9 protein-coding genes are annotated in these 14,390 nt (G+C 57.5%); 2 read left to right on the top strand and 7 right to left on the bottom strand.

Features of this window, described 5'->3' with window-relative positions:
• Nucleotides 1-7: 7 nt before the first annotated feature.
• From C4J87_RS04075 to C4J87_RS04105, 7 genes are all read right to left on the bottom strand, one after another.
• Complete coding sequence (locus C4J87_RS04075; RefSeq protein ID WP_124365811.1) at nt 8-1,606, bottom strand: ABC transporter substrate-binding protein; 1,599 nt, start codon at nt 1,604-1,606, stop codon at nt 8-10.
• An 80-nt stretch (nt 1,607-1,686) separates the two neighbouring features.
• Nucleotides 1,687-3,081, bottom strand: a complete 1,395-nt coding sequence (locus tag C4J87_RS04080; protein ID WP_124365812.1) for an OprD family outer membrane porin — start codon at nt 3,079-3,081, stop codon at nt 1,687-1,689.
• Between the two features lie 170 nt (nt 3,082-3,251).
• Entirely contained in the window at nt 3,252-4,856 is a 1,605-nt protein-coding gene (locus C4J87_RS04085; RefSeq protein ID WP_124365813.1) for an ABC transporter substrate-binding protein, read from the bottom strand.
• Between the two features lie 304 nt (nt 4,857-5,160).
• Nucleotides 5,161-6,789, bottom strand: a complete 1,629-nt coding sequence (locus C4J87_RS04090) for an ABC transporter substrate-binding protein (protein ID WP_124365814.1) — start codon at nt 6,787-6,789, stop codon at nt 5,161-5,163.
• A gap of 258 nt (nt 6,790-7,047) precedes the next feature.
• Nucleotides 7,048-8,649: an ABC transporter substrate-binding protein gene (locus C4J87_RS04095; RefSeq protein ID WP_124365815.1), complete on the bottom strand. Its 1,602-nt coding sequence runs from the start codon at nt 8,647-8,649 to the stop codon at nt 7,048-7,050.
• Nucleotides 8,650-8,868: 219 nt separating this feature from the next.
• Complete coding sequence (locus C4J87_RS04100; RefSeq protein WP_372238432.1) at nt 8,869-11,169, bottom strand: hypothetical protein; 2,301 nt, start codon at nt 11,167-11,169, stop codon at nt 8,869-8,871.
• A 443-nt stretch (nt 11,170-11,612) separates the two neighbouring features.
• A complete protein-coding gene (locus C4J87_RS04105) occupies nt 11,613-12,323 on the bottom strand; it encodes an SIMPL domain-containing protein (protein WP_124365817.1) in 711 nt (236 codons plus the stop codon).
• A 204-nt stretch (nt 12,324-12,527) separates the two neighbouring features.
• On the opposite strand from C4J87_RS04105, the gene C4J87_RS04110 reads away from it, so the two are divergent.
• Together C4J87_RS04110 and C4J87_RS04115 are read left to right on the top strand one after the other, a co-directional pair.
• The gene (locus C4J87_RS04110; RefSeq protein WP_057724530.1) at nt 12,528-13,790 is read left to right on the top strand and encodes an ATP-binding protein; all 1,263 of its coding nucleotides are present in this window, start codon (nt 12,528-12,530) and stop codon (nt 13,788-13,790) included.
• Nucleotides 13,783-14,343, top strand: coding sequence for a response regulator transcription factor (locus C4J87_RS04115; RefSeq protein WP_010565532.1), 561 nt, complete (start codon nt 13,783-13,785; stop codon nt 14,341-14,343). Before C4J87_RS04110 ends, C4J87_RS04115 begins: the two co-directional genes overlap by 8 nt.
• The last annotated feature ends 47 nt before the right edge of the window (nt 14,344-14,390 follow it).

Raw genomic sequence — 14,390 nt, forward strand, 5'->3', positions numbered from 1 at the left:
TTCTTATTTACTTCACCTGGGTGGTGGCGAAGTTATTAGTCCCCAGAGGGCTTTGGGTGAAGCCTTCTACGTTCTTGCGCATGGCGGTGAACAGTTTCGGATAAGCCATGGGTAGCCATGGTTGGTCCTTGTCGAAAACGTCCTGGGCTTGTTCATAGAGTGCAGCGCGCTGGGCGGGTTCAGCGGTGGCGCGCGCTTTGTCGATCAAGTCTTGAAACTCTTTGTTACACCAGCGCGCGTAGTTTTCGCCGTTTTTCGCTGCATCGCAACTCAGGTTTGGCGTCAGGAAGTTGTCAGGGTCGCCGTTGTCACCGACCCAGCCGGCCGAAACCATGTCGTGCTCGCCGTTTTTAGCGCGCTTGAGCATCTCGCCCCATTCCATGACTTTGATATTCACCTTCAGGCCAATCTGCGCCAGATCCGCCTGCATGCGCTGGGCGCCGAGCATCGGGTTGGGGTTGGTCGGGCCGCCGCCGTTACGCGTGAACAGGGTGAATTCGGTGCCTTCCGGCACGCCGGCTTCCTTGAGCAGGGCGCGGGCCTTGTCCAGGTCACGGGGCGGGTTCTTCAGTTTGTCGCTGAAACCCAGCAAGGTCGGCGGATAAGGGCCGGTGCCTACCACCGCATTGCCTTTGCCGAACAGCGCTTCGGTATAGCCGGCCTTGTCGAACGCGATGTTGATCGCGTGACGCACCCGCGCATCGCTCATGTATTTGTGGGTCGTGTTCAACGCGGTGTAACTGGTGGTCATCGCCGCCAGTTCATCGACTTTCAGGTTGGGGTCTTTCTTGATGCTTGGAATGTCATCCGGCTTGGGGAACAGCGCGATCTGACATTCGTTGGCCTTGAGCTTCTGCAGGCGCACGTTGTTATCGGTGCTGATCGCCAGGATCAGCGGGTCGACTGCCGGTTTGCCACGGAAGTAGTCGGGGTTGGCCTTGAAGCGCGCCTGGGCGTCTTTCTGATACCGGGTGAAGATGAACGGGCCCGTGCCGATAGGCTTGGCGTTGAGGTCTTCGGTCTTGCCGGATTTGAGCAACTGGTCGGCGTATTCCTTCGAATGGATTGAAGAGAATGCCATGCCCAGGTCGGCCAGGAAGGGGGCTTCAGGACGCGTCAGGGTAAAGACAACGGTGTAGTCGTCGGTCTTCTCTACGCTCTTGAGCAGTTCCTTGAAGCCCATACTTTCGAAATACGGATAGCCCACGAGGGACTTTTTATGCCAAGGGTGATTCGGGTCCAGCTGACGCTGGAAACTCCAAAGCACGTCGTCGGCGTTCAGGTTGCGCGTGGGTTTGAAATAGTCGGTGGTGTGGAACTTGATGTCGTCACGCAGGTGAAAGGTGTAGGTCAGGCCATCGGCGCTGATCTCGGGCAGGTCTTTGGCCAGCGCGGGAACGACTTCGGTGGTGCCGGGCTTGAAGTCCACCAGGCGGTTGAACATGGTTTCCGCAGCGGCGTCAGCGGTCACGGCGGTGGTGTACAGGACCGGGTCAAAACCTTCCGGGCTGGCTTCGGTGCAGACCACCAGCGGTTTGGCCGATACGCCGATCGCCACGCTCAACAGCGCAGCGGCCATGGCAGCTTGTAACGGGAGCATTTTCATTCAGAGCCCTCTGCAATCGATGGAGCCAGAAACGTGTAGGCGGCGGGCTCGTCCTGAGCCCGCCGCCTGCCTGGCGCTAATTAAAGAATGTTGAACGGAATGGTGGTGACCAGACGGAATTCCTTGATGCTGCCGTCGGACTGGAACTCGCTGCCACGGTGCTCAACATAGGTTGCGCGCACGGTAGTGGCTTTGAGTGGGCCGCTCTGCAGGGCATAAGAAGCGCCTACACCGTATTCCTGGTGCTTCTCGCCGTCCTGGGACTGGATACCGTCGTAGGCGAACTTGGCCCGGCCGTTGTTGCCGGTGTAGTGGGTGCCGTCGATGCCCCAGCCGCGCGCCGAGTAGGCGTTGAACTTCAGGCCTGGCACGCCGTATTCGGCCATGTTGATGGCGTAGGCGATCTGGAAGGACTTCTCGTTCGGGCCGTTGAAGTCCGAGGTCAGGGAGTTGGCCAGGTAAATGCCGTTGGTTTCGTGCAGGTAGTCGAAGTACTCGTTACCGTTCACTTGCTGGTAGCCGAAGGTCAGGCTGTGTGCCTGGTGAGTCAGGCCCAGGGACAGGGAGAAGGTATCGTTGTCGATTTCCCCCATCTCTTTTTTGCCTTCATCGACAGTCTTGTAGTAGTTGAAACCGGTGGTCAGGCCCAGTTGCTTGGCGTCGCCCAATTCGTGGGTAGCACCGAAGTAGTACTGGTTCCAGAAGTCCTTCACGTTGGCGGCGAAGAAGCTGGTCTTCAGGCTTTTCAACGGCTGGTAGTTCACACCCAGGGTGGAGACTTTATCGGTTTCTGCGCCATTGCCGTATTCGCTGCGGAATTTCGACAGGCTCTGTTCGCTACGCGGTGACACGCGATCGAAAACGCCGCCCTGGAACGACAGGTTGCTGAACTCTTCGCTGTTGAAGCTCACACCCTGGAAGCTGGAAGGCAGCGCACGGTTGCCGATGGTATCGACGATGCCGCTGCTGAAGTTCTGGCGACCGGCGGTCAAGGTGGTGTTGGACACACGGAACTGCACGTTGGCCAGGCCCAGTTTGCTCCACTGATCTACAGCGTCGCCGTTGGAATCGGCCAGGGTGCGGTTGGAGCCGCCTTTGATGTCACGCTTGCTGCGGTCCAGCACCAGCGCATTGTACACCGCCACTTCGGTCTTGACGCCAACAGTGCCCTGGGTGAAACCCGAGCTGGCGTTGAGGATGGTGCCCTGTACCCAGTTGGTACGGTTACGGTCGGTCAGGGTTTGGCCATGCTTCTGGTAGGCGAAGGTGCCCCCACGGTATTTGCTTTCATGGGAGTACCAGTTACGCGTGGTACCGCCCAGGCTGAAATCTTCGATAAAGCCTTTGGCCTCGCTTTGCGCGCTGGTGCCGGCCAGAGTGGTAGGAACGAAGTCCTGGCTCTGCGTTTCAGCGTAGGCGGTGGCCGTGATACTGCTGATGGCCAAGGCCAGAAGCGCTTTGCTGCTCAGTTTCATGGGTGAAGCTCCTTTGGTTCTCTTTTTATGCCGGTCTTTTTAGGTGAACCGGCTATTGGGTGTGTAACTCGTTCAAGCTATTGCAAACGTTTGGCGTAGGAAAAATCCCAACAAAAGGCTGCACGTTTGCCGAAGGGCCGCTTGGCCCTTCGCCATCCGGTTATTTTTTCTTATGGGGTGATACTGACGCCCGAGAACACGTTGCGGCCGAAGGGGCTCACCTTGAAACCTTCGACTTTGGCGCTCAACGGCTGGTTGACCGTCGAGTGGGCGACTGGCGTGATCGGCACCTGCTGCTTGAGCAGTTGCTGCGCCTGTTTGTACAGAACAGTCCTTTGTTCGCGGTCGGTCACGACCTTGGCTTGCTTGATCAGCTTGTCGTACGCCGGGTCACACCACATGGAGTAGTTGTTCCCGCCGATGGCGTCGCAACTGTAGAGGGTGCCCAGCCAGTTGTCCGGGTCACCGTTGTCACCGGTCCAGCCGATCAGGCTGACATCGTGCTCGCCGTTCTTGGTGCGCTTGATGTATTCGCCCCATTCGTAGCTGACGATTTTTACTTTGAGGCCGATTTTGGCCCAATCGTTCTGCAGCATTTCCGCCATCAGCTTGGCGTTGGGGTTGTACGGCCGTTGCACCGGCATCGCCCACAGGGTGATCTCAGTGCCTTCCTTCACGCCGGCGGCCTTGAGCAGTTCCTTGGCTTTTTCCGGGTTGTAGGCGGCGTCCTTGATGCTGTCGTCGTAAGACCACTGGGTCGGCGGCATGGCATTGACCGCCAGTTGCCCGGCGCCCTGGTACACCGCATTGAGGATGCTCTGCTTGTTCACCGCCATGTCCAGCGCCTGGCGCACTTCGAGCTGGTCGAAGGGTTTGTGGCGCACGTTGTAGGCGATGTAGCCAAGGTTGAAGCCAGGCTTGGTCAGCAGTTGCAGGTTCGGGTCGGCCTTGAGCGCGTCGACGTCGGCGGGACGCGGGTGCAGGGTGACCTGGCATTCGCCGGCCTTGAGCTTCTGCACGCGCACCGAGGCGTCGGTATTGATGGCGAAGATCAACTGGTCGAGCTTGACCTTGCTGGGGTCCCAATACTGTTTGTTGGCCACATAGCGAATCTGCGAGTCTTTCTGGTAACGCTGGAACACGAACGGGCCAGTGCCGATGGGCTTCTGGTTGATATCGCTGGGTTTGCCTTCCTTGAGCAATTGCTCGGCATACTCGGCCGAGAGGATTGCTGCGAAGCTCATGGCGATGTTTTGCACGAACGCGGCATCCACCGTATTCAGGGTGATCACCACGGTGTGCGGGTCGATTTTTTCAACCTTGGCAATGTTCTTGTTCAAGCTCATGCCGTTGAAGTACGGAAACTCGGTAGGGTAGGCCTTGCGGAACGGGTGGTCGGGGTCAAGCATGCGGTTGAACGTGAACAGCACGTCGTCGGCATTGAAGTCGCGCGTCGGCTTGAACTCCTTGTTGCTGTGGAACTTCACGCCTTCGCGCAGATGAAAGGTGTAGGTCAGCCCGTCTTCGGAAATATCCCACTTGGTTGCCAGCCCAGGCACTACGTCAGTCGCCCCTTTTTCGAATTCGACCAGGCGGTTGTATAACGGCTCAGCGGCATCGTTGTCGGTGGCGGTGGTGTATTGCGCCGTGTCAAAGCCCGCCGGGCTGCCCTCGGAGCAGAACACCAGGCTCTTCTTTTCGGCGGCCTGAGCCGTGGTGGCCACAGCCAGCAGGCTGGCGGCAAACATTGCGGATAGAACGGTGGTATGGCGCATGACGATTCCGATCCTTGTGTGTAGTTATCAACAGCGAGCAATCCCTCAGGCCTGTAGCCAAGGGGACATCACTGGTCCCACATGCGGTAAGTGCCTTTCCCAAATTGGTACCTCTGTAGTCCTACGACGTTATGGGTCGCGGACTTCACAGTAAATGCGCCAAATTGGATTGACCCTGTAGGCAACGGAGGCACGAAGCGCAGTTCATTGCTGTAAGGCGGCAACGCTTGCGGGTGTGGTCTGTTTCCTACGGGTCTGGCAGATGTAATAACGGCGACGTTATGAGCGTCGCCGCTATCGATCCTTACTTGCCGCTTACGCTGACGCCATAGAAGGAGTTCAAGCCAAACGGGCTGATCTTGAAGTCCTGCACGGTGTTGCGCATGGGTTGATACACCGTCGAGTGCGCGATAGGTGTGTAAGGCAGTTCACGTTTAAGCAGTTGTTGCGCCTGTTTGTACAGTTCGGTGCGCTTGGCAACGTCTGTGGTCGCCTTGGCCTGGCTGATCAGGGCGTCGTAGTCTTTGTTGACGAATTTGGAGAAGTTGTTGCCGTTCAATGCCGGGGATGAAAACAGCGTGCCCAGCCAGTTGTCCGGGTCACCGTTGTCACCGCTCCAGCCAATGATCATGGCCTGGTTCTCACCACCTTTGGAACGCTTGATGTACTCGCCCCACTCGTAGCTGACGATGTTGACCTTCAGACCGATCTGTTTCCAGTCGCTCTGCAGCATCTCGGCCATCAGCTTGGCGTTCGGGTTGTACGGACGCTGTACTGGCATGGCCCACAGGGTGATCTCGGTGCCTTCCTTGATGCCGGCTTCCTTGAGCAGTTCCCTGGCTTTTGCCGGGTCGTACTTGGCATCCTTGATAGTGGTGTCATACGACCACTGGGTTGGCGGCATGGCGTTGACGGCCAGTTGGCCAGCGCCCTGGTACACGGAGTCGATGATCTGCTGCTTGTTCACCGCCATGTCCAGCGCCTGGCGAACCCGCAGGTCAGCCAGTGGGTTCGGCGTGGTCTGGCCTTTAAGCACAGGCATCACGTTGTAGGCGATGTAACCCAGGTTGAAACCGGCCTGGTGCGGCATCTTCATGTCCTTGTCCGCTTCCAGTGGCTTGATGTCCGCCGGGCGAGGATAGGCCGTGATCTGGCACTCGTTTTTCTTCAGTTTCTGGATGCGGACCGATGGGTCCGTGGAGATTGCGAAGATCAGGTTGTCGATCTTGACGTCTTCAGGCTTCCAGTATTCCTTGTTGCCGGTGAAGCGAATATTGGAGTCTTTCTGGTAGCTCTTGAACACGAACGGGCCAGTGCCGATTGGCTTCTGGTTGATGTCGCTGGCCTTGCCTTCCTTCAACAGCTGGGCGGCGTATTCGGCCGACTGGATCGAGGCGAAGCTCATCGCCAGGTTCTGGATGAAGGCGGCGTCCACGGTGCCAAGGGTGAACTTGACGGTGTGGTCATCGACTTTTTCGATGTTCTTGATGTTCTTGTCCATCTCCATGTCGGAGAAGTACGGGAACTCAGTGGGGTAGGCTTTGCGGAACGGGTCGTCCTTGTTGATCATGCGGTTGAACGTGAAGAGCACGTCATCGGCATTGAATTCACGCGTCGGCTTGAAATACGGGGTGGTGTGGAACTTGACGCCTTCCCGAAGGTGGAAGGTATACGTCAGGCCGTCCGGGGACACGTCCCAGCTGGTAGCAAGGCCAGGAATCACGGCGGTGCCGCCACGTTCGAACTGGCTCAGGCGGTTGAACATGGTTTCGGCCGAGGCATCGAAGTCTGTTCCGGTGGTGTACTGGCCTGGGTCAAAACCGGCCGGGCTCCCTTCGGAGCAGAACACCAGGTTAGTTGCCGCTTGGGCAAACGGGGCTGCGGCCATAAGGCCAGCGCTCACTAAGAACGGAAGGACTGCGTGTTTAAGCATGTTGGCCTCATGATTTGTTGTCATTTTTGGTGGTGAGGGCGACCTCGTGAGTCGGCCTGCGGATACTTATGCAGGCGCCATACCCATTGCAAGATGTTGAACGGTTGCAAGCGCCAAACAGTGGGACGGGCGTACAAGAATGTCGCATTTATGAAAGTTTCGACATAAATGCATCTATTTGGCGGGTTTTTTCGGTGCGCCGCGCGCACCGAAAAGGCCCAACCGACGTGTCTAGTGCACTCGGTTGGGGCGTTGTTGTTACTTATCTAGACTCACGCCATAGAACGGTGTCAGCCCAAAGGGGCTGATCTTGAAATCGCGAACTTCCTTGCGCAGCGGCTGGAAAACCGTCGAGTTCGCAATAGGCGTTATAGGTACTTGTTCCTTAAGGATTTGTTGTGCCTGCTGATACCACTTGATGCGCTGCTCGCGGTCGTTGCTGACCTTGGCCTGCTGCACCAGCTTGTCATAGGCCGGGTTACACCATTTGGCGTAATTGCTGCCTTTGACCGCGGCACAACTGTAGAGCACGCCGAGCCAGTTATCCGGGTCGCCGTTATCGCCGGTCCAGCCGTAGATCATGGCGTCATGCTCGCCATTTTTGGCGCGCTTGATGTATTCGCCCCACTCATAGCTGACGATGTTGGCCTTGATGCCGACCTTGGCCCAATCCTGCTGGATCATTTGTGCCGACATGCGCGCGTTCGGGTTGGAAGCGCGTTGCACGGTCATTGCCCACAGGTTGATGGTGGTACCTGGTGCAACCCCTGCTTCTTTTAGTAGCGCCCGGGCCTTGGCCGGGTCGTAGGGGGCGTCCTTGATCGTCGGGTCATAAGACCACTGCGCGGGAGGGAGAGCGTTCTGCGCCAATTGTCCGGCGCTTTGGTAAACGGCCTTGATGATGGCCGGTTTGTCGATGGCCATATCCAGCGCCTGGCGCACCTTGAGTTGGTCCAGCGGCGGGTGGGTGACGTTATACGCCAGGAAACCCAAATTGAAGCCGGCCTGCTGCTGCACGCGCAGGTTTGGGTCCTGCTTGATCACCTCGATGTCGGACGGGCGCGGGTAGCCGCTGACCTGGCATTCACCCGCCTTGAGTTTCTGCACGCGCGCGGCGGCGTCAGGGGTGATGGCGAATACCAGGTTGTCGAGCTTCACGTCCTCGGGTTTCCAGTACTGCTTATTGGCAACGTAGCGGATCTGGGAGTCTTTCTGATAGCGCTTGAACACGAACGGGCCGGTGCCGACCGGTTTCTGATTGATGTCCTCGGCCTTGCCCTGTTCCAAGAGCTGGGCGGCATATTCGGCCGATTGCACCGAAGCGAAACTCATCGCCAGGTTCTGCACGAACGATGCATCAACGTTGTTCAGGTTGAAGCGCACGGTGTGTTCGTCGAGTTTGTCGAGACTCTTGATCGTGGTGTTCAAGCCCATGTCGGTGAAGTAGGGCGATTCGGAGGGGTAAGCCTTGCGAAACGGGCTCTCGGCATCCAGCAGGCGGTTGAAGGTAAACACCACGTCATCGGCGTTGAAGTCGCGGGTGGGGGTGAAGAAATCGGTGGTGTGGAACTTGACGCCGTCCCGCAGGTGGAAGGTATAGGTGAGACCGTCTTCGGACACCTCCCAGCGGGTGGCGAGGCCGGGCTCGACTTCGGTACCGCCGCGCTTGAACTGGGTAAGGCGGTTGAACACAGTTTCGGCGGAGGCGTCGAACTCGGTGCCGCTGGTGTATTGGCTCGGGTCGAAGCCGGCGGGGCTGGCTTCGGAGCAGTAGACCAGGGTGGTGGCCGCCTGGGCCAGTGGCGTGAAGGCCAGAATGCCGACGGCGAGAAGTAGCGGTTTGAAGATGATTCTTTCCATGATGCCCCCTGAAATGACAGACATAAAGCGCTGCCCGAACTCAAACGAAGATAACCGAGGTTGTCGTCAGTGTGGGAGTGACGATAGGTTAAATTGCCGTCTGCACGGTTCAGGCAGCGCACATGTTTTGGTCAGGGCGCTTAGGATCAGCTTATAAAAAAATGCACGGAGAGCGAAAGTTTGACGATGTAAGGGTGTACATGGAAAGAGGCACGACCCTCATCGTGATGCGCTACGTTGGTCGAAGCGAACGGGGTTGTATTCAAAGGTCCACCACTTCCAGGGGTTCCAGTATGGGTTTTTCTTCAAGGTTCTGAAGTGCTTCATTACATCTTCATTAACATCGCGTTCGGCGAGAAGTCTGATGTCATTTCTGAGGCTGTCCGTCATCGTGATGTCTTTTTGTTTGGCTTGGTGTACATAGTGGTTTTCAATTCTGTCGGTGAAGCGCTTTATTGCTTCCGGCGTCACGCCCACCGTTACCGTGCCTTTATAACCTTTTACGGGGCGATCTATGAGTCGCTGGAACTCGGCGGCAAAGGATGCGGTACCGCCATCTGCAGAGCCACATGATAGAAGGCGAATTTTCTCATAGTCTTCTGGGTTAATGCCTTGAAAACGTAAGGTGTCGAGTAAATCTTGTGGCGTATTAAGTTTCCCGTCATATATAACTTTAGCGATACCTGTGGTGGGGTCGGATAGGCCATGCACCAGTATGTTCAAACGAGTGTCCTTGCCCAGCTTGGTGCTATCTACAAAGGTGTAGAGTTGCTCATCGATTTCCTTGAGTTGGCTTATTTTTCCATCCAGCGTGCTGAAATTGTTTTTATCGGAGAATAACTCATCAATGCTCGGCGAGCCCTGGCGTGAAATCAGTTGTCTGAGGGTGGCGATTTTTTCGTCGGTTAGCGTGGGTGTGGGCGGGATGCCATTGTCTGGCGAGGGCGTTAGCCCGACATCGACGGGGTCTGTTTGGGTTGAAGCCTGCCTCACCCGCACTAATTCCAACTGATGTGTTTGCTCATCGGACTGCCACCTGTAATACGCGCCATTAGAGAAGTTCACCGGCGGTTCTTCTGCCCCGTGCACTCCGATGGGTGCAAGTTCGTGCGCCAGTTGCAGGCCGGATATGACTGCCGCGGCATTGCCGCCAACCCGATCCTCTGCGGTCTGGCCATAGAGGCCATCGTGCACGCCGAAAACGATATTGCCTGCATTGCCAACGATGGGTAAGTAACCAAAGGTGTTGCCCCAAAACTCTTTTGCCTCTTTCCAGTGTTGCTGAGAGGCGCCAAATACCTCGGTTTGGTCTGCCCACAATGCATTTTTCGCATTCATCGCCTGATAGTGAGGGGCAATGCCGTTTTTGAGGTCACCGAATTTCAGGTAGTAATCGCTGTCGCGCGATTGTGCGTAATTGAATAATTCTCGGACCGGCACGGCCTTATCCGAGAGGGGCCCTTTTCTCCCCGGAAACGTGGAATGCTTGTCTAGAATCAAAGCGGTGAGTACGTAGCCGGCGCTTACCCAGTGGGCGTCGTGACCGCCTTGCCTATCGCGGGCGTTGAAACGGTTGAGTAATTGGGCATGGTTATGTTTAGCCCAGTTTGCGAAATTGTCATCTCCGTCTATTTCACTGACGGTGCCGTTCTTCAAATCGATCATCAGGCCTTTGTTGGGGCGGTGGTCGTAATCACCGTGATAATTGATGTAGGGAATAAAGGCATACCCGGCCAATGGATAGCCGTATAGGTTTGGAATGACGGCGTTTCCACGGATTTCCAGTGTGCGAGTAATGGCAGCCTGAGCAGCAGGGGACAAACGTTCATAACTGTGTTTGTCGTTACGTAGACTTTGCAATGTTCCCTGCAACACATAGGCGTCTGCTTCGCCCGAGCGTTTTGCAAGTGCTCCCGAAGCGTCGCGCAGGGGGGCGGCGACATCATGTTCCCAATGATCTTGCAAATGGCTGCCCAGCACTTCCAGTTCGTCGATTTTGTTTTTGTCTTGCGCACTGATTTGCATACCCTGGAAGTTCAGCGGGCCACCCCTTGGAACCTTGTCATGGGCAAATGCTCCGGCTGCAATTTCCCAGGCAAAGTAGGTGCGTACGTCCCTATTGGTTTCCTCCTGGGGTGTGCCCATTCCTACATAGGAGTAGAAGGTGACCGTGACTTTCTCGTGGGGGTCGTAGCCAGCTGCCAACAACCCACCGCTGAAGTAACCGGCAGGTTCGAGGAACGGGCGAGTGTGCTGGAACTTAGTATTGCGCTCACCGTCGCTGCCGCTTTCGATGTGCTTGATTTGTGTGGCGACACGATCGGCGTAGGCTTGGATACGCTGCTCGCGTTCGTGCCGCGTATAGTTCGCCGTTGGCGGAATAACGTTGACTGAACCGTAGATGACGGTCTTGGAAGTATCAAGCTCATGCTCGGGTGTCGGTGCTGGAACTGGATGCAGTCCGAGCGAATTTTTAGCAGGGGGTGGGTCTACCCTTTCTTCCAGTGCCCTTTTTTGCATTGTGTGCGAGTCATCTATTCCCCGTTGCTGACGATTGTTCGTGGGCGGTGTGGGGAAGGAGGTAGGCGTGGGAACGAGAGTCGCCGCTATATTCATAATCAACTCACATTAATGATTGGATTAATAATCGCCGTTGACCGAAAAACAAAAGAATCGTTATGCGCAATGTCCTGTGGGTGGGATGTGTGTTAGTTGGATGGTTGTTCGATGCTCTGTTTCAAAGTAATTGTGGTCGCTACAGTGGGTGGATAATTAGGCGGCTTAAGTTCCGAGCTTATATCGAGGGTTTTTAACGAGAAGTCTCTAGGGTGTAACGGGGGAGTTGGAGAAAGTGACTGTAGTCTAAAGCCTTTGAGTTTGTCGTAACGGTCCTGGTGTTCCGTAGGCGGCAATAAAAAAGGCGTAACCCTTAAAGGATTACGCCTTGTTGGTATGTCGAAAACTTATTGCAAAACTTCAATGACACCGTCTGCGCTCATGTTGACCTGACTGGTGCCGGCCTCCACTTCAGGCGTGGGCGCTGAATCGGCCATGGCCGCTTTCATCATCATCCCGCCGCGCGCATACGGCTGTGGATAACCATTGGTGTTGAAGTTCAGGTTGACGATCTTGTAGCCCTTGCCGCCCAGCGCATCGGTGGCCAGTTGCGCGCGAGCCTTGAACGCGGCAACCGCGTCTTTGAGCAGCGCGTCTTCGCTGGCCTTGCGCGTGCTGTCAGCGATGGCGAAGTCCATGTTGTCCATTTTCAGGGTGTTCAACAGCTCGCCGGTGAGTTTGGACAGCGCCGGGAAGTCCGCGCTTTCCAGGCGCAGTTCGGCGCGTTCGCGCCAGCCGGTGATTTTTTGGTTCTTGCTGTCGTAGATCGGGTAGCTGTTGCGGCTGCCTTGGCGCAGGGTCACGGCCTTGACTTCACGCGCCTGGCCCAGGGCCTGGTTCATAGTGGTGGTGATTTCAGCGGCCAGCTTGGCCGGGTCGGCGTTTTGCGCTTCGGTGTAAAGAGTGACGATCATCTTGTCGCGCGCCACTTCCTGGCTGACCTCGGCGCGCAGGGAGATCTGGTTGTAATGCAGTTCATCGGCGGCCATGGCCGGCAGGCTGGCCAGGGCGCTGGCGCCGAGGGTGAGAACCGCTGCACTGCGAGTGAAACGAGACATGAAAGCTCCTTGGGATTGTCGTGTTCGGTATGACTGTAGACGGTGGCATCGGGTTCTTCGGGTTTACACATTCCCTACATCTTGCAGCAGCCCCGACGAGCGGTCATCTGCGCGCCTGCGTCAAAGAGCCACACGCGCCGTGCCAGGCGGTCTGCTTCGTTTATACTCGTGCCGATCCGCCTGCAGCGCTCATCGGGAGAGCTCATGCTCGCCGCCGTAAAACTGACTTCCGCCACCCGCCAGAACCTCTGGCGCCTGACGTTCATTCGCACCCTGGTATTGGCCGCACAGGCAGGTTCCGTCGGGCTCGCCTATTGGTTCGACCTGTTGCCGCTGCCCTGGCTGCAACTGGCGGTGACCCTCGGCTTCTCCACCGTGTTGTGTGCGTTTACCGCGATTCGGTTGCGCACCACATGGCCGGTCACCGAATTGGAATATGCCCTGCAATTGGCGTGCGACCTGTTTATCCACAGTGTGTTGCTGTATTTCTCCGGCGGTTCCACCAACCCGTTCGTTTCTTATTACCTGGTGCCACTGACCATTGCCGCCGTGACGTTGCCGTGGCGCTATTCGGTGGTGCTGTCGGGCATCGCGCTGACGTTGTACACCTTGCTGCTGGCGCAGTTCTATCCTTTGCAGACGTTTCCCATCGCCCGGGAAAACCTGCAGATCTACGGGATGTGGCTGAGCTTTGCGCTGTCTGCCGCCGTGATCACCTTTTTTGCCGCGCGCATGGCCGAAGAGTTGCGCCGCCAGGAAGAACTGCGCGCAATTCGCCGTGAAGAAGGCCTGCGCGACCAGCAATTGCTGGCCGTCGCCACGCAGGCCGCAGGTGCCGCCCACGAGTTGGGGACGCCGCTGGCGACCATGAGCGTGCTGCTCAAGGAGATGACCCAGGACCATCACGACCCGGCGTTGCAGGATGACCTCAGCGTGCTGCAGGAACAGGTCAAGCAGTGCAAATTGACCCTGCAGCAGCTGGTACGCGCCGCCGAAGCCAATCGACGCCTGGCGGTAGAAATGCAGGATGTCACCCAGTGGCTCGACGAAGCGCTGAACCGTTGGCACCTGATGCGTCCCGAAGCCAGTTACCGGTTCAGCCTGTTGGGCCAGGGCAGCGTGCCACGCATGGCGCCGCCGCCGGACCTCACCCAGGCCTTGCTCAACCTGCTGAACAATGCGGCCGACGCCTGCCCCGAAGGCCTGGGCGTGCAGTTGGACTGGGACGCGGAAAACGTCACCATCAGCATTCGTGACCACGGCGCGGGCGTGCCGCTGGCCATTGCCGAGCAAATCGGCAAACCGTTCTTTACCACCAAGGGCAAAGGCTTCGGCCTCGGCCTGTTTTTGAGCAAGGCCAGCGTGACCCGCGCGGGCGGCTCAGTGAAGCTCTATAGTCATGAGGAAGGTGGCACGCTCACCGAGCTGCGCCTGCCCCGTGTCGCACGAGGAGATATCGATGAGTGACGAGATCCAAGTCGAAGGCGAAGAACTGCCGCATCTGTTGCTGGTAGATGATGACGCCACCTTTACCCGCGTGATGGCCCGCGCCATGAGCCGTCGCGGTTTTCGCGTCAGCACTGCGGGCTCAGCCGAAGAAGGCCTGGCCATCGCCCAGGCCGACCTGCCGGACTACGCCGCGCTCGACCTGAAAATGGACGGCGACTCAGGCCTGGTGCTGTTGCCCAAGCTGCTCGAACTCGACCCGGAAATGCGCGTGGTGATCCTCACCGGTTATTCCAGCATCGCCACCGCCGTCGAAGCGATCAAGCGTGGCGCGTGCAATTACCTGTGCAAGCCGGCGGATGCCGATGACGTGCTCGCCGCGCTGCTTTCCGAGCACGCCGACCTCGACACCCTGGTGCCGGAAAACCCCATGTCGGTCGACCGCCTGCAGTGGGAACACATCCAGCGCGTACTGACCGAGCACGAAGGCAACATCTCCGCCACTGCCCGCGCCCTGGGCATGCACCGGCGTACGTTGCAGCGCAAACTGCAGAAACGCCCGGTACGGCGCTGAACGAAGACTGAACAATCTGCCTCAGGCTGCACGGAGCCGTGAACCGA

The sequence above is a fragment of the Pseudomonas sp. R1-43-08 genome (assembly GCF_003852255.1).
Taxonomy (GTDB): Bacteria; Pseudomonadota; Gammaproteobacteria; order Pseudomonadales; family Pseudomonadaceae; genus Aquipseudomonas.

Bases quoted from the DNA above. Each gene is read 5' to 3' on its own strand.
- C4J87_RS04085 (WP_124365813.1), bottom strand. From the start codon at position 4,856: ATGCGCCATACCACCGTTCTATCCGCAATGTTTGCCGCCAGCCTGCTG.
- C4J87_RS04115 (WP_010565532.1), top strand. From the start codon at position 13,783: ATGAGTGACGAGATCCAAGTCGAAGGCGAAGAACTGCCGCATCTGTTG.
- C4J87_RS04075 (WP_124365811.1), bottom strand. From the start codon at position 1,606: ATGAAAATGCTCCCGTTACAAGCTGCCATGGCCGCTGCGCTGTTGAGC.
- C4J87_RS04080 (WP_124365812.1), bottom strand. From the start codon at position 3,081: ATGAAACTGAGCAGCAAAGCGCTTCTGGCCTTGGCCATCAGCAGTATC.
- C4J87_RS04105 (WP_124365817.1), bottom strand. From the start codon at position 12,323: ATGTCTCGTTTCACTCGCAGTGCAGCGGTTCTCACCCTCGGCGCCAGC.
- C4J87_RS04095 (WP_124365815.1), bottom strand. From the start codon at position 8,649: ATGGAAAGAATCATCTTCAAACCGCTACTTCTCGCCGTCGGCATTCTG.
- C4J87_RS04090 (WP_124365814.1), bottom strand. From the start codon at position 6,789: ATGCTTAAACACGCAGTCCTTCCGTTCTTAGTGAGCGCTGGCCTTATG.
- C4J87_RS04100 (WP_372238432.1), bottom strand. From the start codon at position 11,169: ATGCAAAAAAGGGCACTGGAAGAAAGGGTAGACCCACCCCCTGCTAAA.
- C4J87_RS04110 (WP_057724530.1), top strand. From the start codon at position 12,528: ATGCTCGCCGCCGTAAAACTGACTTCCGCCACCCGCCAGAACCTCTGG.